The 24710-nt window shown below is 72.9% G+C and carries 25 protein-coding genes and 1 riboswitch; of the genes, 10 read left to right on the forward strand and 15 right to left on the reverse strand.

Features of this window, described 5'->3' with window-relative positions:
* Positions 1-7 precede the first annotated feature (7 nt).
* Positions 8-121: riboswitch (TPP riboswitch) on the forward strand.
* The 5 genes from thiO to DPM19_RS21610 all read left to right on the forward strand — a co-directional run bounded on the left by thiO (position 111) and on the right by DPM19_RS21610 (position 5449).
* Positions 111-1250 (forward strand): glycine oxidase ThiO, encoded by a 1140-nt coding sequence (gene thiO, locus DPM19_RS21590; protein ID WP_111869782.1) that lies wholly within the window; start codon positions 111-113, stop codon positions 1248-1250. (Overlaps the previous riboswitch by 11 nt.)
* Positions 1241-1441 carry a sulfur carrier protein ThiS gene (gene thiS, locus DPM19_RS21595; protein WP_111869783.1) on the forward strand — a complete coding sequence of 67 codons (201 nt, stop codon included), beginning with the start codon at positions 1241-1243 and terminating at the stop codon, positions 1439-1441. Before thiO ends, thiS begins: the two co-directional genes overlap by 10 nt.
* 3 nt (positions 1442-1444) lie before the next feature.
* Positions 1445-2248, forward strand: coding sequence for a thiazole synthase (locus DPM19_RS21600; RefSeq protein ID WP_111869784.1), 804 nt, complete (start codon positions 1445-1447; stop codon positions 2246-2248).
* A gap of 77 nt (positions 2249-2325) precedes the next feature.
* Positions 2326-4257, forward strand: coding sequence for a Stk1 family PASTA domain-containing Ser/Thr kinase (gene pknB, locus DPM19_RS21605; RefSeq protein WP_111869785.1), 1932 nt, complete (start codon positions 2326-2328; stop codon positions 4255-4257).
* Positions 4258-4597: 340 nt separating this feature from the next.
* Complete coding sequence (locus tag DPM19_RS21610) at positions 4598-5449, forward strand: deoxyribonuclease IV (RefSeq protein WP_111869786.1); 852 nt, start codon at positions 4598-4600, stop codon at positions 5447-5449.
* 347 nt (positions 5450-5796) lie between these two features.
* Here DPM19_RS21610 and DPM19_RS21615 read toward each other — a convergent pair whose 3' ends face one another.
* Positions 5797-6558, reverse strand: coding sequence for a LytR/AlgR family response regulator transcription factor (locus DPM19_RS21615; RefSeq protein WP_111869787.1), 762 nt, complete (start codon positions 6556-6558; stop codon positions 5797-5799).
* Between the two features lie 72 nt (positions 6559-6630).
* Positions 6631-7236: a sulfite oxidase-like oxidoreductase gene (locus tag DPM19_RS21620; protein ID WP_111869788.1), complete on the reverse strand. Its 606-nt coding sequence runs from the start codon at positions 7234-7236 to the stop codon at positions 6631-6633.
* Positions 7237-7475: 239 nt separating this feature from the next.
* Here DPM19_RS21620 and aroF point away from each other — a divergent pair, with 239 nt between their 5' ends.
* The 3 genes from aroF to DPM19_RS21635 all read left to right on the forward strand — a co-directional run bounded on the left by aroF (position 7476) and on the right by DPM19_RS21635 (position 10757).
* The gene (gene aroF / locus DPM19_RS21625; RefSeq protein WP_111869789.1) at positions 7476-8522 is read left to right on the forward strand and encodes a 3-deoxy-7-phosphoheptulonate synthase; all 1047 of its coding nucleotides are present in this window, start codon (positions 7476-7478) and stop codon (positions 8520-8522) included.
* 330 nt (positions 8523-8852) lie between these two features.
* On the forward strand, positions 8853-9764 hold the full coding sequence (locus tag DPM19_RS21630; RefSeq protein WP_111869790.1) for a DMT family transporter: 912 nt from the start codon (positions 8853-8855) through the stop codon (positions 9762-9764).
* 99 nt (positions 9765-9863) lie between these two features.
* The gene (locus DPM19_RS21635; RefSeq protein ID WP_146778940.1) at positions 9864-10757 is read left to right on the forward strand and encodes a DUF5954 family protein; all 894 of its coding nucleotides are present in this window, start codon (positions 9864-9866) and stop codon (positions 10755-10757) included.
* Positions 10758-10773: 16 nt separating this feature from the next.
* On the opposite strand, the gene thiI is transcribed toward DPM19_RS21635, so the two are convergent.
* The 7 genes from thiI to DPM19_RS21670 all read right to left on the reverse strand — a co-directional run bounded on the left by thiI (position 10774) and on the right by DPM19_RS21670 (position 17093).
* Positions 10774-12024: a tRNA uracil 4-sulfurtransferase ThiI gene (gene thiI / locus DPM19_RS21640; RefSeq protein WP_111869792.1), complete on the reverse strand. Its 1251-nt coding sequence runs from the start codon at positions 12022-12024 to the stop codon at positions 10774-10776.
* A gap of 209 nt (positions 12025-12233) precedes the next feature.
* Positions 12234-13259, reverse strand: a complete 1026-nt coding sequence (locus DPM19_RS21645; RefSeq protein ID WP_111869793.1) for a 6-phosphofructokinase — start codon at positions 13257-13259, stop codon at positions 12234-12236.
* Between the two features lie 155 nt (positions 13260-13414).
* Positions 13415-13876, reverse strand: coding sequence for a hypothetical protein (locus tag DPM19_RS21650; protein WP_111869794.1), 462 nt, complete (start codon positions 13874-13876; stop codon positions 13415-13417).
* The gene (locus DPM19_RS21655) at positions 13873-14769 is read right to left on the reverse strand and encodes a DUF692 domain-containing protein (RefSeq protein WP_199485212.1); all 897 of its coding nucleotides are present in this window, start codon (positions 14767-14769) and stop codon (positions 13873-13875) included. The genes DPM19_RS21650 and DPM19_RS21655 overlap by 4 nt, the downstream gene beginning before the upstream one ends.
* Positions 14766-15674, reverse strand: coding sequence for a TIGR04222 domain-containing membrane protein (locus DPM19_RS21660; RefSeq protein WP_111869795.1), 909 nt, complete (start codon positions 15672-15674; stop codon positions 14766-14768). The genes DPM19_RS21655 and DPM19_RS21660 overlap by 4 nt, the downstream gene beginning before the upstream one ends.
* Positions 15675-15858: 184 nt before the next feature.
* Positions 15859-16290, reverse strand: a complete 432-nt coding sequence (locus DPM19_RS34905; protein WP_146778941.1) for a hypothetical protein — start codon at positions 16288-16290, stop codon at positions 15859-15861.
* Positions 16291-16400: 110 nt separating this feature from the next.
* Positions 16401-17093: a lysophospholipid acyltransferase family protein gene (locus tag DPM19_RS21670; protein ID WP_111869797.1), complete on the reverse strand. Its 693-nt coding sequence runs from the start codon at positions 17091-17093 to the stop codon at positions 16401-16403.
* Between the two features lie 251 nt (positions 17094-17344).
* Between DPM19_RS21670 and DPM19_RS21675 the strand changes: the two genes are divergently transcribed.
* A complete protein-coding gene (locus DPM19_RS21675) occupies positions 17345-18130 on the forward strand; it encodes a hypothetical protein (RefSeq protein WP_111869798.1) in 786 nt (261 codons plus the stop codon).
* Between the two features lie 79 nt (positions 18131-18209).
* On the opposite strand, the gene DPM19_RS21680 is transcribed toward DPM19_RS21675, so the two are convergent.
* The 6 genes from DPM19_RS21680 to DPM19_RS21705 all read right to left on the reverse strand — a co-directional run bounded on the left by DPM19_RS21680 (position 18210) and on the right by DPM19_RS21705 (position 22650).
* The gene (locus DPM19_RS21680; RefSeq protein ID WP_111869799.1) at positions 18210-18983 is read right to left on the reverse strand and encodes an endonuclease/exonuclease/phosphatase family protein; all 774 of its coding nucleotides are present in this window, start codon (positions 18981-18983) and stop codon (positions 18210-18212) included.
* Between the two features lie 267 nt (positions 18984-19250).
* On the reverse strand, positions 19251-20198 hold the full coding sequence (locus tag DPM19_RS21685) for an ROK family glucokinase (RefSeq protein WP_111869800.1): 948 nt from the start codon (positions 20196-20198) through the stop codon (positions 19251-19253).
* A 48-nt stretch (positions 20199-20246) separates the two neighbouring features.
* The gene (locus tag DPM19_RS21690) at positions 20247-20579 is read right to left on the reverse strand and encodes a hypothetical protein (RefSeq protein ID WP_111869801.1); all 333 of its coding nucleotides are present in this window, start codon (positions 20577-20579) and stop codon (positions 20247-20249) included.
* 66 nt (positions 20580-20645) lie between these two features.
* Complete coding sequence (locus tag DPM19_RS21695) at positions 20646-21083, reverse strand: SRPBCC family protein (RefSeq protein ID WP_111869802.1); 438 nt, start codon at positions 21081-21083, stop codon at positions 20646-20648.
* Positions 21084-21132: 49 nt separating this feature from the next.
* A complete protein-coding gene (locus tag DPM19_RS21700) occupies positions 21133-21897 on the reverse strand; it encodes a metallophosphoesterase family protein (protein WP_111869803.1) in 765 nt (254 codons plus the stop codon).
* 60 nt (positions 21898-21957) lie between these two features.
* Positions 21958-22650 (reverse strand): copper homeostasis protein CutC, encoded by a 693-nt coding sequence (locus DPM19_RS21705; RefSeq protein WP_111869804.1) that lies wholly within the window; start codon positions 22648-22650, stop codon positions 21958-21960.
* Between the two features lie 255 nt (positions 22651-22905).
* Here DPM19_RS21705 and DPM19_RS21710 point away from each other — a divergent pair, with 255 nt between their 5' ends.
* Positions 22906-24696 carry an AMP-dependent synthetase/ligase gene (locus DPM19_RS21710; RefSeq protein ID WP_111869948.1) on the forward strand — a complete coding sequence of 597 codons (1791 nt, stop codon included), beginning with the start codon at positions 22906-22908 and terminating at the stop codon, positions 24694-24696.
* Positions 24697-24710 lie beyond the last annotated feature (14 nt).

Raw genomic sequence — 24710 nt, forward strand, 5'->3', positions numbered from 1 at the left:
ACCCTGGGGGAGACAGCGCGGGAGCCCGGTCCGACCGGGCTGAGAGGGCGGCTGAGCGGGCCGCCGACCGCTACGACCTGATCCGGATCATGCCGGCGAAGGGAGCGAACATGCACTCCGATGTGCTGATCGTCGGGGCGGGGGTGATCGGCCTCTCCGTCGCCTGGCGCGCCGCCGCCGGCGGCTTGGACGTGACGCTGGCCGACTCCGGTCATCCAGGCGCCGCCTCCGGGGTGGCCGCCGGGATGCTCACCCCGGTCAGCGAGCTCACCTACGGCGAGGAGCGCCTGCTGCACCTGGGCATCGCCTCGCGCGACCGCTACCCGGAGTTCGTCGCCGAGTTGGAGGAGCTGACCGGCCACGCCACCGACCACCGCCGCGACGGCGTCCTCCAGGTCGCCTACAACGCCGACGACCTGGCCTTCCTCGACGACCTGCGGCGGCTGCACGGGACGCTGGGCGTCCGCTCGCAGGCCCTGACCGGGCGCGAGTGCCGCCGGTTGGAGCCGATGCTGGCGCCGTCGGTCCGGGGCGGGCTGCTCGCCCCCGACGACGGCTCCATCGACCCCCGCCGGCTCACCGCCGCGCTGCTGGCGGCGGCCGGGCACGCCGGGGCCCGGCTGGTCAGGGAGCAGGTCGCCGAGGTGATCGTCGAGCGCGACCGGGCCGTGGGGGTCCGGCTCGCCGGCGGCACCGAGCTGCGCGCCGGGCAGATCGTGCTGGCCGCCGGCTGCTGGACCGGCGAGATCAGCGGATTGCCGCCGGACGCGCTGCCGGGCGTCCGGCCGGTCAAGGGACAGGTACTGCGGCTGCGGGCCGAGACGCCCTTCCTGCGCCGGGCCACCCGGGGCGTGGTCCGCGGCTCCTCGGTCTACCTGGTCCCGCGGGCCGACGGGGAGATCGTGATCGGCGCCACCCAGGAGGAGATGGGCCACGACGTGACGGTCACCGCGGGCGGGCTGTGGGAACTGCTGCGTGACGCCCGGGAGCTGCTGCCGGGCGTCACCGAGCTGCGGTTCGCCGAGGCCAACGCGGGGCTGCGGCCGGGCTCGCCCGACAACGCCCCGCTGCTGGGCCCCGGCGCACTGCCGGGGCTGGTGCTGGCCACCGGCCACTTCCGCAACGGAGTGCTGCTGGCCCCGGTGACCGCCGACTCCATCGCCGAGCTGCTGCTGGAGGGGACGTTGCCGGAGGTCGCCCGGCCGTTCACCCCCGACCGTTTCGACGGCAGGGTGGGCGCATGCAGGTGATCGTCAACGGGACCCCGCGCGAGGTCCCCGCCGGAACGACCGTCGCCGCCCTGGTCTCGGCGGTGACGACGGCCGCCGCGGGCGTCGCGGCGGCGCTCAACGACGAAGTGGTGCCGCGGGCGCTGTGGACGGAGACCGCGGTACGGGAGGCGGACCGGCTCGAAGTGCTGACCGCCGTGCAAGGAGGCTGAGACATGACCCGGAACACGACCACGGCCGAGCAGGGAAGCGACGAGCTGGTCATCGCGGGTGAGACGTTCGGGTCCCGGCTGATCATGGGGACGGGCGGGGCGCCGAGCATGCACGTGCTGGAGGAGGCGCTGGCCGCATCCGGCACCGAGCTGACCACCGTCGCGATGCGCCGGGTCGACCCCGCGGCCCGCGGCTCGGTGCTCGACGTGCTGCGCCGCCGCGAGATCCGGGTGCTGCCCAACACCGCCGGCTGCTTCACCGCGGGCGAGGCGGTGCTCACCGCCAAGCTCGCCCGGGAGGCGCTGGGGACGAACTGGGTCAAGCTCGAAGTGATCGCCGACGAGCGCACCCTGCTGCCCGACCCCGTCGAGCTGATCGACGCCGCGGAGCAACTGGTCGATGCCGGCTTCGTGGTACTGCCCTACACCAACGACGACCCGGTGCTGGCCCGGCGGCTGGAGCAGGTCGGCTGTGCCGCGGTCATGCCGCTGGGCTCCCCCATCGGCTCCGGGCTGGGCGTCCGCAACCCGCACAACATCGAACTGATCGTCGAGTCCGCCGGGGTGCCGGTCATCCTCGACGCCGGCATCGGCACCGCCAGCGACGCCGCACTCGCCATGGAACTGGGCTGCGACGCCGTGCTGCTGGCCACCGCGGTGACCCGCGCGCAGTCGCCGGCGACGATGGCCGCGGCCATGCGCCACGGCGTCCAGGCCGGCCGGCTCGCCCGGCTGGCCGGCCGAATCCCGGTCCGCCGGCACGCGCAGGCGTCCTCCCCGTGGGCCGGCCTCAGCCGGCCGGTCTAAATCACGTTTCGGAACTACCCATACCTCATACCGGAGGCCGATGGGAGCAACGGCGAAACGCCCGTACACTCACACCGATGGACACGACGGTTGCGGACCCACTCGTCGGGCAGGTGCTCGACGGGCGCTACCGCATTGAGTCCCGGGTGGCCCGCGGCGGCATGGCCACGGTCTACCGGGCCCGCGACCTCAAGCTCGGCCGGAACATCGCGCTCAAGGTCATGCACCAGAACCTGGCACAGGACGACGACTTCGTCCGCCGGTTCATCGGCGAGGCCAAGGCCGCCGCCGCGCTCTCCCACCCCAACGTGGTGGCGGTCTACGACCAGGGCACCGACGGCCACCACGTCTTCCTGGCGATGGAGTACGTCCCGGGCCGCACCCTGCGTGACCTCCTCGACGAGCGGGGCCGACTGGGCCCGCGCACCGCCCTGGAGATCCTCCAGCCGGCGCTGGCCGCGCTCGCCGCCGCCCACCGCACCGGGCTGGTGCACCGCGACGTCAAGCCCGAGAACGTGCTGCTGACCGACGACGGCATGGTCAAGGTGGCCGACTTCGGCCTGGCCCGGGCCGAAACCGCCAGCAAACAGACCAAGACCGGGCTGATCATCGGCACGGTCGGTTACCTGGCCCCCGAGCAGGTGGTCTCAGGGCACGCCGACGTGCGCTCCGACGTGTACGCCGCCGGCATCATGCTGTTCGAGATGCTCACCGGCCACCAGCCGCACCAGGCCGACACCCCCCTCGCCGTCGCCTACAAGCACGTCAACGAGGTCGTGCCGCCGCCGTCCAGCGCCATCCCAGGGCTGCCGCCGCAACTCGACGTGCTCGTCACCCGCGCCACCGGCCACGACCCGGCCCGCCGGCCCGCCGACGCCGGCCAGTTCCTCGCCGCCGTGACCGACGTCCACGCGACACTGCCGCCCGACATCGACCACCGGCTGCAGAACGCCCCGCAGAACGTCACCTCGGTGCTCGGGCACGCCCCGCCCCCGGCCGCCGCCCCGCACACCCGCGTCTACCAGCAGCCCGACACCCTCCCGCCGGTGGCCCGCGGCTCCTTCATGGACCGGCTCATCGACACCGTGACCGGGCGGTACGCGCTGATCGCGGTGGGCGCCCTCGCCGTCGTGGTACTCGGCTGGGCCGTCTGGTACCAGGTGTCAGGGCAGTACGACTCCATCCCCAAGAACATCATCGGGATGAGCGCCGAACAGGCGAAGACCGAACTGGCCGGCAACGGGCTCACCGTGCAGGTACGCAAGGGCGGCTACAGCAACACGGTCCCCCGCGACCGGGTGATGAGCACCGACCCCGCCCCCGGCACCGACGTCAAACAGGGCACGGCCGTCACCCTCACCCTCTCCAAAGGCCCCTACCCGCGCGAAATCCCCGACGTGTCAGGCAAGTCGCAGGACGAAGCCACCCAGGCCCTCAAGGACGACAAGTTCGAGGTCGGCGCCGTCCACCGCGAGTTCTCCCCCACCGGCCGGCCCGTGCCCAAGGACCAGGTGATCCGCACCGACCCGCCCGCGGGCAGGAGCCACCAACCCGACAAGCCCGTCACCCTCGTCCTCAGCAACGGCGTGCAACTCCCCGACCTGACCGGCCAGCCCCGGCAGAGCGCCGAGCAGCAACTGCGCGCCCTGGGCCTGGCCGTCAAAGTCGAGGAACAGGAACAGGACGGCAAACCGCCCGGCACCGTGCTCAGCCAGAACCCGCCCGGCGGCACCGGTGTCAACCCCGGCGACACCGTCACCCTCACCGTGCAGAAGGGGCGCGACTGCCCCTGGTGGAACCCGTTCTGCGGCAACGGCAACAACAACGATCCGAACCAGATCCCGGTACCGACCGTGCTGGGGCGAAGCGTGGACGAAGCCAGGAACATGCTGCAGGGAGCAGGCTTCCAGGTGGACGTGCGGCACCAGATCGGCAGCGGCCGGGTACTGCGCCAGCAACCCGCCAACGGCAACGCCCCACGCAACTCCCCGATCGTGATCTGGCACTGAGTTTGCTTGGCGCTCGTTCCTCGCGCTTGTCGCGGCGCCTTCGGCGCGCCGTCTTCCCTCGTCGCGGTGAAGATCGCTCGTTCCTCACGATCTTCACCGCTCCTCAGTCCAGACGGCGCGGGCGCCGCTCCCTGCTTGCCTGGCTCGCTTCGCTCGCTGGTCGCGGCGCCCTTGGCGCGCCGTCTTCCCTCGTCGCGGTGAAGATCGCTCGTTCCTCACGATCTTCACCGCTCCTCAGTCCAGACGGCGCGGGCGCCGCTCCCTTTTCGCCTCGCTGCGCATCGGCGCCTGTCTCGTCCTTCCCGGGGTGAGTTTGGGGCGGCGGTAGGGTTGCGGGTCTATGACTGCTGTGCAGAGCCCGATTGGGGCGCATGTGCCGGTGGCCGGGGGGTTGGCCACCGGGGGGTTGAAGTACGCGGCTGAGATCGGTGCTGAGGCCGTGCAGGTGTTCGTGTCGAATCCGCGGGGGTGGGCGCAGAGCGCTGGGAAGCCGGATGAGGATGCGCGGCTGGCCGAGAGTGAGGTGCCGGTTTATGTGCATGCTCCTTATCTGGTGAATGTGGGGTCGCCCAGTGCCGACACGCTGGAGAAGTCGCTGGGGTCGATTCGTAATGCGCTGAAGCGGGGGCGGGAGGTCGGGGCGCTCGGGGTGGTGGTGCATACGGGGTCGGCGGTCAGCCAGTCCTATGACGAGGCGATGCGGCAGATCCACGAGCATCTGCTGCCGGTGGTCGAGGAGATTCCCGAGGACGGGCCCGACCTGTTGCTGGAGCCGATGGCGGGGCAGGGGGCGATGCTCTGTGCGACCGTCCAGCAACTCGGGCCGTACTTCGAGGCGCTGGAGCGGCACCCTCGGGTGGGGGTGTGCCTGGACACCTGCCACGCGTTCGCGGCAGGGCACGACCTCGCCGCCGAGCGGGGAGTGGCCGAGACCATCGACGCGCTGGTGGAGACCGTGGGGGCGGGGCGGCTCAAGCTGATCCACGCCAACGACTCGATGGACGTCTGCGGGTCCGCCAAGGATCGGCACGAGAACATCGGCGCGGGGCACATCGGGGAAGGGCCGTTCGCCGAACTGCTGCGGCATCCGCAGGTGGCGGGGCTGCCGTTCATCATCGAGACGCCAGGGCGGTCGGCCGATCCGCATCGCAAGGACATCGAGACCCTCAAGCGGCTGCGCGACACCGAGTAGAGAAAAAACTCGGGCGCTGCCGGACAACCCCCCGACTGTCCAGCAGCGCCCGAGCGTCGCCAGCGGATCCCACCCCCCCGGTACGGGATCCACCGGCCCTGACCCGGCGGACGGCGGAACTCCTCGCGAAAGACGCGTCCGGTTTCCACCGTGCACGGCGCGGGACAGCTTCGCCGTCTCGCCAGATCTCCCGGTTTGTTCCGGTGAGTTCTGGTGACACGGAGAACACTAGGCGGCCTACCGCGCTCGGGGACCCCCGAAAACGCGATGCTCGATCAACGGTGCGTAGCCAGCGATATACGCACAGTGATCGAAAGATGAGCGGTCGGTTCCGCACGACGAACGGCTCACCCGACCGGGCCGCTCTCCTGGCGAAAGCCCCGGACGAGCAGGTCGCGGACCGCACGGGTGTGCCGGCGGCTCACCGGCAGCAGTTCCCCGCCCACCTGCACGGCGGCCCGGCCCGCCTCGAAGCGCAACTCCTGGATGTGCCCGGCGGCGACAAGGGTGCTGCGGTGGATCCGGATGAACCCCGCCCCCTCCCAGCGGCGGGCGAGCGCCGCGAGGGGCATGCGCACCAGGTAGCGGCCGTCGCCGGTGTGCAGCCGCACGTAGTCGCCGTGCGCCTGGACGTGGGTGACGGCCGAGCGCGGCACCAGCCGGGTCCGGCCGCTCAGCTCCACCGGGATCAGCTCGGCGTCCGCGGCGGGCGGCTCGGCGCCGTCGGGGCGGGAACCGGCGACGCGCTCGACCCGGCGGACCGACTCGGCCAGCCGCTCCGCCCCGACCGGCTTGAGGACGTAGTCGACCGCGCCGAGCTCGTAGGCGGCCAGCGCGCAGTCGCGGTGGGCCGTCACGAACACCACCGCGGGCGGGTCGGCGTACCCGGCCAGCAGCCGGGTGAGGTCGAGGCCGTCGAGGCCGGGCATCCGGACGTCGAGGAAGACCGCGTCCAGCCGCTCCCCCGCCAGCAGGGTGCGGCCGAGCCTGCTCAGCGCCCCGGCGGGCCCGGCGACGTCGACGTGCTCAACCCGGGGGTCCTCCCGCAGCAGTCGCACCAATCGGTCGAGTGCGGGGGACTCCTCGTCCACGGCCAGCAGGCGAAGCATACGAGGACCCTGCCCAGATCACTCTCCGCACGCAACCCGCTTCACCAGGTGAGCAGAATGTCTTGACCCGATCTACAGCGGCGGCGCCTCGCCGTCCTCCTCCTGGTAGGAGTAGCGCTGCTCGCCCCAGGGGTCGGCGACGTTGTGGTAGCCGCGCTCCTCCCAGAAACCACGCCGGTCCTTGATCAGGTATTCCACCGCCCGGGCCCACTTGACGCTCTTCCACGCGTACAGGTGGGGCACCACGAGCCGGACCGGGAAGCCGTGGTCGGGGCTGAGGCGCTCGCCGTCGCGGTGGGTGGCGAACATGGTCGCGTCGGCGAGGAAGTCCGACATCCGGACGTTGGCGCTGTAGCCGTAATCGGCCCAGACCATGACGTGGGTGGCGTCCGGATGGGGCGGTACCAGTTCCACCATGGTCGTGCCGGAGACACCGCGCCACAGGTTGTCGGGGATCGTGAACTTGGTGACGCAGTGGAAGTCGGCGACCGCCTCGGTTTGGGGCAGGCGCTCGAACTCGTCCCAGGTCCAGCGGTGGTGCTCGCCCGACTCCGTCGCACCGAAGACACGGAAGTCCCAGTCCGCGGGCCGGAACTTCGGCACCGGACCGTAGTGCAGCACGGGCCAGCCACGGGGGACGTACTGTCCGGGTGGCAGCCGCTTCTCGGATGGGGACATGACTCGCTCATCCTCCCATCTCCCGGAGACTGGCCGTATCCGGGCCCACCCGGGCGGCGGCTCCGCCTCATGGGTTACCCTGGCTCGCATGCGCAACGCCGTCTATTTCTTTTGGTACGGCCGGTCCGGGAATCCCCCGCCGGTCTGCCAGACGTTGCGCTGACAGACCACGCAGGAGAGCCCCGGACCGAGCGGTCCGGGGCTTTTCGCTTTTACGCATACGAGGAGACCCGCAGAACATGGTGATCGTGATGGCCCCGGAGGCCACCGAAGCAGATCTCACGGCCGTCGTCTCGCTGGTGGAGACGGCGGGCGGCGACGCCTTCGTCAGCCGCGGGGTGAACCGGACCATCGTCGGGCTGGTGGGCGACGTCGAGCAGTTCGGTTCGCTGAACCTGCGCGGCATGAGCGGCGTCGCCGACGTGGTGCGGATCTCCGTGCCCTACAAGCTGGTCAGCCGGGAGAACCACCCCGATCGCTCGGTGGTCCGGGTCGGCGGCGTGCCGATCGGGCCCGACACCATGACCCTCATCGCCGGGCCCTGCGCGGTCGAGACACCGGAGCAGACCCTGCAGGCCGCGCAGATGGCGCAGGCCGCGGGCGCGTCGCTGCTGCGGGGCGGCGCGTTCAAGCCGCGGACGTCCCCGTACGCCTTCCAGGGGCTGGGCGAGGACGGGCTGAAGATCCTCGCCGAGGTACGGGCCGAGACCGGCATGCCGGTCGTCACCGAGGTCGTGGACGCGCACGACGTCGAGCTGGTGGCCTCCTACGCCGACATGCTGCAGATCGGCACCCGGAACGCGCAGAACTTCGCGCTGCTCCAGGCGGCCGGCGAGGTGGGCAGGCCGGTCCTGCTCAAGCGCGGGATGAGCGGCACCATCGAGGAGTGGCTGATGGCCGCCGAGTACATCGCCCAGCGCGGCAACCTCGACATCGTGCTGTGCGAGCGCGGCATCCGCACCTTCGAGAAGGCCACCCGCAACACCCTCGACATCAGCGCGGTTCCGGTGGCGCAGCGGCTCAGCCACCTGCCGGTGATCGTCGACCCGTCGCACTCCGGCGGGCACCGCGACCTGGTGCTGCCGCTGACCCGGGCCGCGATCGCGGTCGGCGCCGACGGCGTGATCATCGACGTGCACCCGCACCCCGAGACCGCCCTGTGCGACGGCCCGCAGGCACTGGTGGACGGCGACCTGCGCGAACTGGCCCGGCTGGCCCGCGAACTGCCACCCGTCTTCGGCCGTTCCCTGACCCCGGCCACCAACCCCGACCCGCTCCCCGCCTGAGCCGAGGGAGGGAGCGGAGCGGCCCGTGAGGGACGAGCGGTCCGCGCAGCGACCGACCGAGGCGAGGGCGGCGGCAAACACTGTCTGAGCCGAGGGAGGGGCACGGCGATCACGTGGGGCTCCCCGCGTGGTCGCCGTGGCGATCGGTTAGTCTGCCGCCATGACCTACTGGCATGCCGTAACCCCGCCGCCGGCCCCCTGACCGGGGCAGCGGCCACTCGCTGAACGACCCGGCGCCGTGTCGCCGGGTTTTCGCATGCCCGCACGCGGCCTGCCGCCCTGCCCCGGATCCGAAGCCTCCCTTCCGATTCGTGGTCAGGAGACCTGTTCATGTCCGTGCGTACTCCCGAAATCCCTGCCTCCGCCCGGCTCGGCGGGGCCGGGTCGATCCTGCTCGCCGCGTCCCTGTGGGGGACGACCGGCACCGTCCGCGCGCTGGCGCCGGAGGGGGCGAGCCCGGTGTCGGTCGGTGCCGCCCGCATCGTCGTGGGCGGCCTGCTGCTGGTCCTTCTCGCGTCTCTGGTCGGGCGTGGGGCGGAACTGCGCCGGCTGCTGTCCTCCCGTCGCGCCCGGCTGCTGCTGGCCGTGGGGGTGATCTGCGTGGCGGTCTACCAGACGGCGTTCTTCGCCGGGGTCGCCCGCACCGGTGTCGCGACCGGGACCGTCGTCACGATCGGCAGCGCTCCCGCGTTCGCCGGGCTGCTGTCCTGGCTGACCGGTGGGGACCCGCTGTCGCGGCGGTGGCTGGCGGCCACCGCGGGCGCGGTGCTGGGCTGCGCCGCGCTGATCGGCGGCGGCCAGGAGGCCGGGGTCGAACCGCTCGGTGTGGCGCTGGCGCTGCTGTCGGGGCTGGGCTACGCGGTCTACGCCACCATCGCCTCCCATCTCATCGTCGGGGGTGGGGGTGACCAGGCCGTGGTCGCGGCGCTGTTCGGCGGTGCCGGGCTGCTGCTGCTCCCGGTGCTGCTGCTCGGCTCCTCCGGCTGGATGCTCACCGGGTCCGGCCTGCTGGTCGCGGGCTACCTGGGCGGGGTGACCACCGCGGTCGGGTACGTGCTGTACGCGCGCGGGCTGCGTGGTACCCCGGTGGCGGTGGCCACCACGCTGGGCCTGGCGGAGCCGGCGGTGGCCGCGCTGCTCGGCCTGGCGGTGCTCGGTGAGGATCTCGGCGGCGTCGCGCTGGTCGGGCTCGCCGGGATCGGGTGCAGCCTGCTCCTCCTGGTGCTGCCGGAGCGCCGCTGACCGATGCCGGGTTCCGGGCCGGTTCCGGCCCGGAACCCGGTTGTGACCCTGCGGTCATCGGCCTGCGCCGGACCCGTCCGAGAGGCCATCATGTCCCGCATGGTCGGTGGGGATGGCGATGCGCTGGCGCAGGAGTTCCGCGATCTGCTGGCCACGGTGGACCCCGTGGCGGCCGTCGCGGCGGCGGACGCCTGCCGGGCGAGCGACGCCTATCCCGGGCTGTCGCCGACGGGCCCGATGTTCACGGCGGCCGAGCGGGTGCCCGGCGGTTGGCGGGTGCTCCTGCCCTGCACCCCTGTGCCGCAGGACGCCCGGGAGGCGCTGGGCGGTCTGCTCCGGGCCGACGCGGCGGCCCGCCCCGACGCCGAGGGGCGGGGGTTGCGCGCGGCCGCCGCGCAACTGGAGGAACGGCGGCTCGACGCGCTCACGCTGGGCACCCGGCGGTTGCGCGTGGTCCGCGTCGAGCAGGTGCTGCGGATCGGGCTGGACGGCCCCGAAGCGCCCCGGCCCACCGACCACGACCCCGCGACCGGGCCGGGCCCGGCCGAGTTGCTGCCCGTGCCGCCGCCGGCCGGCGCCGTGGCGGCCGAGTTCGACGCCCGGCTGCTCGCCGCCACGACGGGCCGCGCGGACGACGCCGAGCGCCGGGCCTTCGAGGACTACCCCGAACCGGTGTTCCTGCGGCCGGCCTTCGCGGTGGCCGAGCACACCGAGGGGCGGTGGCGGATCACCTCGCGCGCCCACTCCGGTCCCGGGGCGGCCCGGGGTGCCCTGGCGTTCTACTTCCGGCATCTGGTGCCGGTGGTCGAGCAACCCGATGAGATCGACCGCCTGGAGTACTCGGCGGCCGCCGACCTGATGGACGACCCGGCCCGGCGGGCCGGGATCACCGTGCTGGGCCGGCGGTTCCGCATCGTCCGTCTGGAACGCGCCGTCCGGATGGGCCCGGACGGCCCCGAGCCACCCCGGCCGTCCGACTTCGACCCGCGCTGAGCCCGACGACCGCCGGTCAGGTGCTCTCGCCGTAGCGGGGACGGTGCAGCTGAACGCCCTCGGCGAGCTGCTCGGCGAGTTCGTCGGCGTCGAGCCGCCGGTCGATCTGCCGCAGGTCGTCGATCTTGGCACGGGTCTCGGCGCGGCGCGGTGCGAGGAGGGTGCAGCAGTCCTCGTCCGGCAGTTCGGAGATCGACAGGGTACGGACGCGACGGGCCTGGTCCATGATCTCGATCTTGTCGAGCCCGATCAGCGGGCGCAGGATCGGCAGCTGCACGGCGTCGTCGAGGGCGGTGATGTTGGCCAGGGTCTGGCTGCTCACCTGTCCCAGCGAGTCACCGGTGATCAGCGCCGCGCCGCCCAGCCTGCGGGCCAGGACCTCGCCCGTCCGCAGCATCAGCCTGCGCTGCGCGATGATCGCCAACCGGTCGGCGCCGGAGGACTTGATCTGCTGCTGGGCCTTCCCGAACGGCACCACGTACAGCCGGGAGTCGCCCTGGAACTTGTCCAGCTCCCGGACCAGCGCGTACGCCTTGTAGATCGACTCGGGCCCGGTGAAGGGCATCCCGGAGAAGTGCAGGTAGTCGACGCGCAGGCCGCGGCGCATCATCCGGTAGGCGGCGACCGGCGAGTCGATGCCGCCCGACATGAGCACCAGCGCCCGGCCGCTCATCCCGACGGGCAGCCCGCCCTGACCGGCCACACCGTCGGTGAACACGAAGGCCTCGTCGCGGTCGACTTCGATCGACACGGTGTGGTCGGGCGCGGCCAGCCTGACCTGCAGCCCGTAGGCGTCGACGATGCGCTGCCCGACCAGGCGGTCGAGCTCGGTGGAGGTGAGCGGGAAGCGCTTGTCGCGGCGGCGGGCGCGGACCGCGAAGCTGCCGCTCCGCCCGGCCATCAGGTCCAGGGCGGCCTGGACGACGCCGTCCACGTCCTTGTTCACCCGCCATGCGCGGTGCGCGCGCACGATGCCCATCACGTCGGTGGCACGGCGGACCAGCCGGTCGATCGTCGCGACGTCGGCGCCCTCGCTGCGCAGCACCATCACCCCGTACCGCCGGGCGATCTCGACCCGGGCGATGTCGCGGACCGCGGCGCGCAGGTTGTTCTGCAGCCGTCGCTCGAACAGCTCCCGGTTCTTGCCCTTGAGGACGAGTTCACCGAGTTTCAGCAGCACGCACGGCTCGCCCCCGACGCACTCCGCGGCGGGCGGCGGGGAGGCCTGCGGGATCGTCTCCGCACGGGTGACACCGAGCGTGGACATGCTGAAGACCTCCTGCGAACGGGGAAAACGACTGCGCTGACAGTGTCGCGCACGAGAGCAAACACCGCGAACGACTCAACGTGTTCCCGCAGCGAAAAGGGCCCCTTCACCGCACGGTGAAGGGACCCGCCCGCCCGCTCGGCTCGGCCGCGCCCGCCGCGACCGGGCCTCCGCTCCCGCGACACGGACCGCCCGGCCGCTCGCCCGGCTCAGCCGAAGAAGACCTCGGCCTCGGCGTACCGCTCGACCGGGACGACCTTGAGCTGCTCGGTGGCGGCGTCGAGACCGACCCGGACGATGTCGGTGCCCCGCAGCGCGACCATCTTGCCGTAGTCGCCGTCGTGCACCGCGTCGATGGCCTGCAGGCCGAACCGGGTGGCCAGGACCCGGTCGAAGGCCGTGGGCGTGCCGCCGCGCTGGATGTGCCCCAGGACGGTGCAGCGCGCCTCCTTGCCGGTGCGCTTCTCGATCTCGTCGGCCAGCCGCTGGCCGATGCCGCCCAGCCGGACGTGCCCGAATGCGTCGAGTTCGCCGGTCTGTAGCTCCATCTGCCCGTCGACCGGGTGCGCGCCCTCGGAGACCACGATGATCGGGGCGTACCGGGTCTTGAACCGGCTCTCGACGTACTCGACGACCTTCTCGATGTCGAACGGCTGCTCCGGGATCAGGACGACGTTGGCCCCGGCGGCCATGCCGGCGTGCAGCGCGATCCAGCCTGCGTGCCGGCCCATGACCTCGCAGATCAGCGCCCGGTGGTGGCTCTCGGCCGTGGTGTGCAGCCGGTCGATGGCCTCCATCGCGATGTTGACCGCGGTGTCGAACCCGAAGGTGTAGTCGGTCGCGTTGAGGTCGTTGTCGATCGTCTTGGGCACCCCCACGACGTTGACCCCGTTGTCGTACAGCTCACGCGCGACGCCGAGGGTGTCCTCGCCGCCGATCGCGATGAGCGCGTCGACCCCCAGGCCCGCCAGATTGTCCTTGATGCGCTCGACGCCGCCCTCGACCTTGATCGGGTTCGTGCGCGACGATCCGAGGATCGTGCCGCCGCGCGGCAGGATGCCGCGGACCGCCTGCACGTCGAGGGCGATCGTGTCGCCCTCCAGCGGACCGCGCCAGCCGGCCCGGAAGCCGACGAACTCGTAGCCGTACTCCTGGACGCCCTTGCGCACCACAGCGCGGATGACCGCGTTCAGACCGGGGCAGTCTCCTCCACCGGTCAGCACTCCGACGCGCATGTATTCCTCCCCATTGCTCACCCGGCCAGATTAGTGGCGCGGACATGCCTGCACCCGGCATTCACCGAGGTCTCCGGCGTGCCCTATTGGTCTAGACCATAGTGGTTCATCCGGAGTCTCCGGGTGAATGTTCGGTGACCCTCCGGCCACAGGCCCTACCCGGTGCGGCGGGCCACCACCCACACCCGTCCCGGAACCCGCACCACCACCCCGCCGGGCAGGCGCCGCAGGGCCAGCCGGCGAGGTCGGGGCTCCGCCCCCGCGGTAGGAGCCGCGGCATGGGCCCAGCACGCCTCGTGCACGGCGAGCTCGCGGCGGGCGGCGGGCGGCAGCGTCGCCGCGTGGGCGCGGGCGAAGCCCCACCCGTCCCGTCGCGCGCCGCCGGGCGGACGGCCCCGGGCCCAGCCGGCGAACGCGTCACGCCATCCGTCGCCGTAGGCCCGGGCCAGCTCCGGCCAGGCGCGGCCCACCTCCCCGGCCCGCTTGCCGAGCAGTGCCCGCTCGGCCGCGCCCACCGCCACCGGGTCGAACCCCGGCGGCAGCGGCCCGCCCGCCACCAGGGCACGCACCAGCGCCTCCTGTGCCGCCGCCAGCCCGCCGGCTCCGGGAGCGGTCATGTGATCGCGGGGAGGCCGGCGGTGGCGGCGAGGGCGTCGAGTTCGGCGCGCAGCTCGGCGGCGGGCGGGTAGCGGCCGTCGCGTTCCAGCAGCAGGCCGGGCGGGCGGCGGCGGGCGCACAGCTCGGCAGTCAGGGCAAGCACCCCGGCGGGCAGGGGGTCGGTGTGGGTGTCGTGGTAGAAGCCGTCGTGCTCCGAACCGCCCGCCAGGTGCACGTACGCGATCCGTTCCAGCGGCAGCCGGTCGAGCAGGGCGGTGGGATCCGCGCCGCGGTTGCGGGCGTTGGCGTACACGTTGGCCACGTCGAGCAGCAGCAGGACGCCGGTGCGGTCGAGCAGTTCGGTGAGGAAGTCGGCCTCGTCGTACTCGGCGTCCGGCCAGTCGAAGAGCGCCGCGATGGGCTCGACGGCAAGCGGCACCGGCAGCTCGGCGGTGGTGCGGCGGATGTTGGCGGTGAGCGCGTCGAGGGCCTCCCGGGTGCGGGGCACCGGCAGCAGGTGCCCGGCCTCCAGCCCGCCCGCGCGCACGAACGCGATGTGCTCGCTGACCAGCGGTGCGCCCAGCGCCTCGGCGCAACCGGCCAGGTGCGCCACCCGGGCCGGGTCGACGGGTTCGGCGCCGCCGAGCGAGAGCCGCACGCCGTGCGGCACCACCGCCACCCCCCGGTCGCGCAGTTCCAGGAGGCCCGGCCAGGGCCGGTCCGGATGGACCGACTCGGCGATGACCTCGGTGAAACCCAGCCCGGGCAGCTCGGCCACGAAACCGGCGATCTCCGGCCGCCAGCCGATGCCCACACCCAGTTCGGCGATCATCCCCCGCACCCTCCGCATCCTCCGCCGCAGGACGACGGGCATCGGCCGCCGGCCGATGCCCGTGCCCGGCCCGGCGGTCATCCGCCGCAGCCTCCACCGCCACCACCGCCGCAACCGCCTCCGCCACCGCCACACGAGGAGGTACCGCCGCCGTAGTAGCTGCTCGAACCACCCGAATCGCCCACCGCCAGGTTGCGCTGGATCTCGGCCTGGGTCGCGAAGTCGGGGTCGATGCTGCTGAGGGCCAGCCCGCCGTACAGGGCGACGCCGAGCGCCGCCCCGGACGGCCCGTACGTCGCCCAGGCCGGGGACATCGCGGGGTTGAGCGACTCGCCGCGCCGCCGCGCGTCGCGCAGCGCCCGCCGGCCCGCGCCGCTGGCCCGCGGCGTCGGCGCGAGCAGCAGCCCGAGGACGACGACCGCGAGAACGACCAGCGCGATCACCAGGAACAGGACCGGCCGGTCATTGGACAGGCCGGCCACCAGCCGGGCCACACCGATCGCGAACAGGGTGAGGAGCGGCAGGACCGTCCACCGCAACGCAGAGCGCTCCCGGGAACCGAGCGCGTAACCGTCGCGCTCCAGCCCCGCGGCGAGACCGTCCAGCACCTGCCGCACCTCGGGGACGGCCGGCACGGTGTTGACCCGGGCGCTGCCCTTGCGGCGCAGCGCGGCGACGAGGGCGTCGTCGAGGGGGTTGTCGAGCGGGGCCCGGACCGCCGGGGCGGCGGGGGCCAGGGCGACCCGGCCCCGGGCGGGAGAGGCGATCAGGCCCATCAGCCGAAGCCCGGCGAGGGCGGCGGCGGTGGCGCGGGACGCTCCCCCGATCAGATAGGCGATCTCGTAGGGGTGCAGTTCGCGGGAGGCCGACCGTCCCCGGCGCAGCAGGAACCGCAGCGCCAGCGTGACCACGAAGAGCACCGCTCCGGCCGCCGCGAACCCGGCGATGAACGCCGGGCCGGAGATCCCCCAGGTGTCGCCTTCCATACCGTTCCTCCCGCCGCCCGGACCCCACCGGGGTCGCCTTCCCGATAGATGCCGCCGGCGGGCCGGCGGTTCCCGCCCGATGTCGCGAAGGTGCCGTCAGGGTGCTTCGCCCGTGATGGTGAACGGTTCGCAGCGAAAGCACCAGACGTCCGCGCCCCGGCGGGCGGGGCGCGGACGGCGGCGATCAGTCGCTGGGCGAGGCCGAGGGAGCCTGCTGTGTCGGCCGCGCGGGGAACGGAACGCCCGGCGGGACCCTGTCCTCCCACGGCCGGGGGACCCGGTACCCGCGCGGCTGCCCCGGGAAGGCCGGCTGCCCCGGGAGGATCCAGTACCCCGGCCCCCTCGGGTGCTCGACGACGTAGACGTGCCTTTCCTCGTGGTCGTCCAGCAGGTCGATGAGGGCCACCAGGCCACCGCCGATGAGCGCCCCGGCGAGTCCGGCGGCGACCAGCTGGGCGGGGCGGGAACGGGCCCGCTCCCGCCACGCGCCGGGCGGCCGGGCCGGCGGCGGGGGAAACGGCGGGGCCGCTCCCGGCGGCGGCGGTGGGGGCGGGCTGTCAGGCCGGGGTTCTTGGGGGGCGGCTCCGCCCGCCACCCGCTTGTCGTCGTCTGCCATGGTGGTCCTTGTCTCGATGGTCGATTAAGGACATCATGCGCGCGAACTGCTAAGACCCTTGTAAACGCAATAATCCCCGTTGGCCGAAACAAGGGGATAAAGCGGTCATTTCACCCCGACTCGGTCGCCTCCGCCTTGGCATCGGCGGCGTACTTGTCGACGTACTCCTGGCCGGACAGCGCCTGGATGGCCTGCATGATCTCGTCGGTGACCTTGCGCAGCACGGCCCGGTCGTCGGCCATGTCGTAGTACCGGGAGAAATCGAGCGGCGCACCGAACCGCACCCCCGGCCGGATGCCGAGCCGGGGCAGCCGCCGCCCCGCGGGCATCAACTCGAAGGTGTTGATCATCGCCATCGGGATCACCGGGATGCGCGACTCCAGGGCCAGCCGGGCCACCCCCGTCTTACCCCGGTAGAGGCGGTTGTCAGGGGCCCGGGTGCCCTCGGGGTAGATGCCGAGCAGCCGGCCCTCGCGCAGCACCCGCAGCCCGGTCGTCAGCGCGGCGTCGCCGGCACCGGCACCGGTGCGGTCGACCGGGATCACCCCGACCCCGGAGAAGAACAGCCTGCTGACCAGTCCCTTGATCCCGCGGCCGGTGAAGTACTCGCGCTTGCCGATGAAGATGATCGGCCGGCGCAGCGGCAGCGGGCCGAAGAAATGGTCGGCGAAGGACAGGTGGTTGCAGGCCAGGATCGCCGGACCGGACTTCGGGACGTTCCCGATCCCGGAGTTCCGCGGCCGCCACAGGAGGTAGAGGACCGGCGTGAGGACCACCCTGAGCAAGACCCAGAACCAGTTCATGCGGACACCTTTCCTCCGTCACGCGCTTCCCGCGGCGGGGTGAACCGGGGATGATGGAACATCTTCCCATCCCGAACCATAGGCGCCCACACCACATCTCGGCCTCGTGCACGTCCAGCAACCGCCGGCGCGTAGGCTCGTCGTTGAACTCACATCTGGGGAGCGGAGGCCGACATGCCGTTGCCGCCGGGTCCGCCGAGGCCGGGGGCGAGCGTCCCGTCCCAGGAGCGCCAGGAAACGGAGCCGACCTCGTGAACCGCCGTGGCAACGGACTGACGGCCGACTCGTACGCCCCGCTGATCGACCTGGCGCCGCACCTCGCCGATGCCATGCTCACGGAGCTTCGCCAGGCGGGCGTCGCCGCCTACGCGGCCCCCCTGCCCGATCCGGCCGGCCCGGAACCGTCCGGCGATCCCCTCGACCGGCTGTACGTCGACACCGCGATGAAGGCGACCGCCGAGGGCATCCTGGAGACCCACCTGACCCGGCTGCACGACGTCGGGCCGTGGAGTTCCGACGGCTCCGACCCCGAGCCCCGGCCGAGCGAGGCGGGCGCCACGAGCACCGCCGAACGGGACGACGACGCCATCTGGGCCGAGATCGTGGCCGGCTACGACACCGCCCCCGAGGACGGCGCCACCCCCTGGCCCGAGCAGGAGAACCTCGACGAGCCCGACGACGCTCCTGACGACGCTCCCGGCGACCGCACCGGCCGGCTGCCGACGGTCCGAGTGATCAAGCCCGTCGACGAGGACCAGGACGACGAGGACGAGGACGAACCGCTCGAACCCGACGACGAGGGGCACTACGTCCCCCCGCCCCCACCCCCGCTGCCCAGCGGCGACCCCGTCAGCCGCGCCGCCTGGGCGGCTCTGGTCGGCGGCCCGCTCTACCTGCTGCTCACCGTGGTTCTCGGCTGGTCGGTGCCCGGCTGGGCCGCCTTCCTGGCGGTCGCCGCCTTCATCGGCGGCTTCGTCACCCTCGTGCTGCGGATGGGCGACGACCCCCGCGACACCGACGACGGCGCCATCGTCTGACAGCCCCCATGATCCTTCAGGATCCAGGGCGCTGTGGCGCACCGAAGGCTGAAGGATCATCCACGTGGGCTCTTCCGTGTCACGGCGCCGTGATGCCGGAGGGCCGGCCCGGCAGGGCGCGGCGGAGCGTGAGTTCGGCGAGTACCGGGCGGTGGTCGGTGGCCGCCGGATAGTCCGCGGCGAGCACCGGGTCGACCGGCACCCCGCAACCGGCGATCCCGATCTCCGGGTCGGCGAAGACCGCGTCGATCCGGGTCCGGGGGGAACGCGCGGTGGAGGTCGCCGCCTCCCCGGCCGGGGCCACGGTGTATCCGTCCCGTAGCCGCCGGGCCAGCAGTTCCCACGCCGGTTCACCGGGGCGCTCGTTGAAGTCACCGGCCAGCACCACGGGCGCGCCGTACCGGCGGCGGGCCCGTTCCAGCAGCACGACCAGCTGGCCCGCGTGCGCCCGCCGGGCCGTGGCGTCCAGGTCGAGGTGGGTGGACGCGACGATCAGCGGGGCCCGGTCGATCTCCACCACCGCGATCGCCAGCCCGCGCCGGTGCAGGCCGGGCACCCGGGCCAGCAGGTGGTACTCGCGGTGCAGCGGCCGGACCCGGGGACCGGCGAGCACCGCCAACCCGGCCGCGCGCCGCCCCGCAGCCGTGACCAGCCCGCACGCCCGGGCGAACCCGGTGCGGCGGGCCCGCCACCCCAGGAACCGGGGTGCCTCCTGCACGCAGACGAGATCGGGCCGGTAGCCGCGGACGACCCGGGCCAGCGCCGTGGTGTCGTCGCGCAGCGACCGGACGTTGTAGCTGAGCAGCCGGACCGGGACCCCGGATCCGGCCACCACCACACCCCGCCCGTTCATCCGGTGGTCCGCCCGTCCCGCTCCCCCGGTTCAATCACACCGACCATCTCCCCCGCACGTTCGCCGCGTAGCAGGCCGCGCGCTCCCCCGATCGGCGGCGCTCGCCGCCGCTTCGCCCCACTCGTTCACCACGCGACTCGCTCCGCCCGCTCCCCGCCGGTTCACCGGACGGGTCGCTCCACCCGGCTCCCCCGGCTCACGAGGCCCGGCGCCGTCTCGCCCGTCGCACGGTCACTCCGCCCACCGCACGTTCCGCCTGCTCCCGGCTCAGCGGTTGCGGGCGAGGTCCGCGGCTCCCACGATCCCGGCGGCCGGGCCCAGCTCGGCGATCCGGATGTCGGCGGTCACCCGGTAGCCGCGGCCGGTCAGCGCCTGCTCGAACGCCTCCCGGATGGGTTCGAGCAGCAGGTCACCGGCGTCCGACAACCCGCCGCCGATGATGAACGCGCCCGGGTCGAGGATCGCGGCCAGGTCGGCCAGGCCCTGACCGGTCCAACGGGCGACCGTGCGGAAACACTCCAGCGCGGCCGGGTCGCCTTCGCGGGCCGCCCGGGTCACCTCCGGGCCGCGGATGCCCTCCGGGCCGCCGCCGCCCAGTTCCAGCAGGCGGGCCGCCTGCACCGGAGCCACCCGGGCCAGGTCGCGCGCCTCGGCAACCAGCGCGTTGCCGCTGGCGTACTGCTCCCAGCAGCCGCGGTTGCCGCAGCCGCAGCGACGCCCCTCGGGCACCACCCGGAAGTGGCCGAACTCGGCGCCGATGCCGTACCGGCCGCGGTAGGGCTGCCCGTCGACGATGATGCCGCCCCCGATGCCGGTGCCCAGGGTGACGCAGACCAGGAAGTCCTCGCCCCGGCCGGCCCCGAACCGGGCCTCACCCCAGGCCATCGCGTTGGCGTCGTTCTCGACCACCACCGGCAGGCCGACCAGGCTCTCCACCTTCTCCTTGATCGGCTCGTCGCGCCAGGCGAGGTTGGGGGCGAACAGCACGGTGGAACGGGTCTCGTCGACGAATCCGGCGGCACCCAGCCCGACGGCCTCGACGGACCCGAACCGGCCCTTCAGCAGATCGACGACCTCGGCGATGACCGTGGCCGTCTCCTTGGGATTGGTGGACGGCGTGGGCCTGCGGAGCTTCTCCAGAATCCGGCCATCGTCGTCGACCACCCCCGCGGCGACCTTCGTTCCGCCGACGTCCACGCCGATGGTCAGGGCCATGTATGCATCCTCCTCCGCCGGGCGGCCCGGCCACCCGGTCACCGCTCGCTAGCCGATGTCGATGGGGTCCCCGTCGGCACCGGCCCGCGGCGGGGTGGAGCGGGTCCGCTCGTACGCCGCGGCGGCCTCCCGCAGCGCGGCGGCCAGCGACCGCCCGGCCTCCAGCACTTGGCCGACGACGTCGGGGCCGGACTCACGGGCCGCCGCGATCGCCCGGCAGATCGGGCAGTACCGGCATTCGGCCGTGCCCGGGGGGTGCTCTTCGCGTACGGCGCGGCTCCACACGTCACCGGCCGCCGTGTCGTCGCCGCGCATCTTCTCGCGCAACGTTTCGAAGAGCCGCACGGCTTCTTCGATCACCTGGCCTGGCTGCTCGGTCATAGGGACATCATCACCTGTCGTAGGCGAGAAACCGTACCGCTCCGGAACGGGTAGCGAAGGTATTACTCAGCGCTCGACGTGTCGCTTCAGGTCTTTCAGCGCCGAGTCGATGATCATCTTCTCTCCCCTGCGCTTGAGCAGGCCGATCATCGGCATGCTGGAGTCGAGGGCGAGCTCGTAGGTCACCTCGGTGCCCGCCCCCGACTCGGCCAGGGTGTACGAGCCGTGCAGCGCGGTCACCACGTTCCCCTTCTCGACGAGTTCCCAGCGCACCCCGGTGTCGTCGGGCTCCCAGTGGTAGACCAGCCCGTAGGTGTCCCGGATGGGCCCCGCGTCGATCGTCAGCCGGGCCCGGGCGGGCCGCCCGTCGGGGCCGGCCTCCAGCACCTCCACCGCGCGGATGCCACCGGCCCAGACCGGATAGTTCTCGAGGTCGGCGATGACCGCCATGACCTCGTCCCGCTTCGCGTGGATCGTGATGGAAGAACTCGTGCGGTCCGCCATCTGCGTCTTCCCTTCGAACTCGTCGCCCGTCCCTTCGCGGAGGGTACTCCTACAGGTCAAGCACGTAGGGGACCCCGGCCGACCGGAAGTGCCCCACGTTCACGCACTCGGTCCGGCCGATGCGGACCCGCCGGGCCAGCGGCTGGTGGACGTGCCCGAACAGCACGTAGCGCGGCCGGGTCTCGTGGATCGCCGCCAGCACGGCCTCGCTGCCCCGCTCGAACCGGCGCGCCACCGTGTCGTACAGCAGCTCCGGCACGGCCGGCGGGATGTGGCAGCACAGCACGTCCACCGCGCCGACCGCGGCGACCTTGGCCGCGTAGACCTCGTCGTCCAGTTCGTAGGGCGTGCGGTACTCGGTGCGCAGCCCGCCACCGACGAACCCGAACCGCACCCCGTTCACCTCGACGGCCTGGCCGTCGAGCACCTGGTGGCCGGCGCGCAGGTAGTCGTCCCACATCCGCGGGATGTCGACGTTGCCGTAGGTGAGGTAGGCCGGCTCCGGCATGGCCGTGAACAGTTCGGTGTACTGGCGCCGCACCGCCTTCTCGATGTGCGCCCAGGCGTCGTCGAGCGACCCCCACATCCGCCGGGAGAACTCGCGCGCCTCCTCGAACCGCTTGCTCGTCCGCAGCTCGATGAGGCGGTCGGCGTTCTCCTGCCCGAACAGCTCCGCGAAGATCCCCTGCCCGTGGTCGGCGTAGTCGATGAACAGGATCAGGTCGCCCAGGCAGATGAACATGTCGGCGCCGTCCCCGGCCCGCCCCAGCGCCGCCACGTTCCCGTGCACGTCGCTCACCACATGGATCCGCATGCACCAACAGTAAAGGTTGCGTTTCCGGTCCGGTCTGAAGGAGTCCGCCGGCGGGACCGGTCAGGGGGAGGCGGCGGAGACGAGGGTGTGCCAGGAACGGACGAGGTCCGGGGCGACCGGGGTCTGCCAGGACCCGTCGGGGCGGACGGGGCCGCCGACGGAGAAGGCCGAGACGCCCGCGGCGGCCAGGACGGCCACGTGCTTGCGGCGCAGGCCGCCGCCCGCCATCAGCAGGTCGGCGGCGCGGGGGCACTCGGTGGCGCGGCGGGCGAGCGCGCCGATTCCGGCGTCCAGCCCCCGGGCGGAGCCGGCGGACAGCACCGTGTCGAGGCCGGGCAGTTCGCCGATCGCCCGCCAGGCGGCGTCGGGGTCGGCGGCGCGGTCCAGCGCCCGGTGGAACGTCCAGGGCAGCGGGGCGACGTCCGCGGCGAGCTTGACCGTCGCGGCGACGTCGATCTGGTCGAGCGGGTCGAGGAAGCCGAACGCGAAGCCGTCGGCGCCGGCCTCGGCCAGGGCTTCGGCGGCCCGGCGCAGCCGGTCGAGTTCGGGTGTGGTGGTGCGGAATCCGGGGTTGGCGCGCAGCACGACCCGGAGCGGCAGCGAGGTGGCGGCGCGGACGCGCGCGACCGTGATCGGATCGGGGGTCAGCCCGTCGGTGGTCATGTCGGCGGCGACGGCGAGCCGGCCGGCACCGCCCTCTTCGGCGGCCTGCGCGTCGGCGGCGGTCAGGACGATCACTTCGAGCAGCGCCACGGCATTCCCCCCGGCTCCCTGGGCGCCGGACCGCGAAAAAGACGGCCCGGACCAGGCTAGGGCAACCGACTGCGCGGGGCGGGGCGAGGTGGAAAACGCCACCCGGCTTTGCCGTTCCATGGACGTGCGGTAACACGTGCGTCCCGGCAGCGGAAGAAGGTTGTGACGAGAATGTAAACGACACCTTCTACCGGCCGGTAGCATCCGGCGGGTAGCGTCCGTCAGGCCGTTTGCCATGTTCACGAAGGGATGACCGTGCGCGAGTTCAGCGTCCCCCTCATGGTGGAAGTCCCCGACTCCGCCACTCTGACCGACGCGCCGTTCGACCGGGCGGCCGAGGACCCCCGGAAGGTCGTGCTGCGCCGCAAGTCCGGCGCGGGCTGGCAGGACATCACCGCCCGCGAGTTCGCCGACCAGATCGCCGCGGCGGCCAAGGGCCTGATCGCGTCGGGCATCGAGCCGGGCGACCGGGTCGCCCTGCTCTCCGGCACCCGGTACGAGTGGACGGTCCTCGACTACGCCATCTGGGCCGCCGGCGGCGTCACCGTCCCGATCTACGAGACCTCCTCCGCCGAGCAGGTGGAGTGGATCGTGAGCGACTCGGGGGCCAGGGCGATCCTCGTCGAGACCGCCGGCCACGAGGCCGTCGTCGCCGAGGTGCGCGACAAGCTGCCCGACCTCGCCCACGTCTGGACCATCGACGCGGGCGCCCTCGGCACGCTGGAGGAGTCGGGCGCCGACGTCCCCGACGCGACGGTGACCGACCGCCGTACCGGCCGCACCGGCGCCGACCTGGCCACGATCATCTACACCTCGGGCACCACCGGGCGGCCCAAGGGCTGCGAGCTGACCCACGCCAACTTCACCGTCACCACCCGCAACGCCGTCCAGAGCGCGATGGCCGAGATCATCATCGACGGCGCCGCCACGCTGCTGTTCCTGCCGCTGGCGCACGTGTTCGCCCGGCTGATCCAGATCTCCTGCATCGAGGCCGGCATCATCCTGGGGCACAGCGACATCCCCAGCCTGCTGCCGGACCTGGCCTCCTACCGGCCGACGTTCCTGCTCGCCGTGCCGCGGGTCTTCGAGAAGGTCTACAACGGCGCCGAGCAGAAGGCCGCCGCGGGCGGCAAGGGCAAGATCTTCCACTCCGCCGCGGAGACCGCGATCGCCTACAGCCGGGCGCTGGAGGCGGGCGGTCCGGGGGTCGGGCTGCGCCTCAAGCACCGGCTCTTCGACCGGCTGGTGTACGGCAAGCTGCGCGAGGCCGTCGGCGGCCGGGTGGAGTACGCGGTCTCCGGCGGGGCGGCGCTGGGCGAGCGGCTCGGCCACTTCTTCCGCGGCGTCGGCATCACCATCCTGGAGGGGTACGGGCTGACCGAGACGACCGCCCCGGTGTCGGTCAACCGGCCCAGCGCGATCAGGGTCGGCACGGTCGGGCAGCCGATCCCCGGAGTGACCGTGCGGATCGCCGACGACGGCGAAGTGCTCGTCCAGGGCGTCGACGTCATGCGGGGCTACTGGCACAACGAGACCGCCACCAAAGAGGTCCTGGTCGACGGCTGGCTGCACACCGGCGACGTCGGCGCCCTGGACGAGGACGGCTACCTGCGGATCACCGGCCGCAAGAAGGAACTGCTGGTCACCGCCGGCGGCAAGAACGTCGCGCCCGCCCCGCTGGAGGACCGACTACGCGCCCACCCGCTGGTCAGCCAGTGCATGGTGGTCGGTGACGGCCGCCCCTTCATCGCCTGCCTCGTCACGCTCGACGAGGAGGCGCTGGCCGGGTGGAAGGAGGCCCACGGCCGCCCGGCGACGGCGACCGTCGCCGAGCTTCGCGACGACCCCGACATCGTGGCCGCCATCGACGCCGCGGTCGCCGACGCCAACACGTCGGTGTCGAAGGCCGAGTCGATCCGGAAGTACCGCATCCTGGACGTCGACTTCACCGAGGCGGGCGGCCACATGACCCCCAGCCTCAAGATCCGGCGGCATGCCGTCACCGCCGACTTCGAGGCCGAGATCGAGGCGCTGTACGCGAAGTGACCGGTGGACCGGCG

It is taken from the genome of Actinomadura craniellae, from assembly GCF_003289645.1.
Lineage (GTDB): Bacteria > Actinomycetota > Actinomycetes > Streptosporangiales > Streptosporangiaceae > Actinomadura_D > Actinomadura_D craniellae.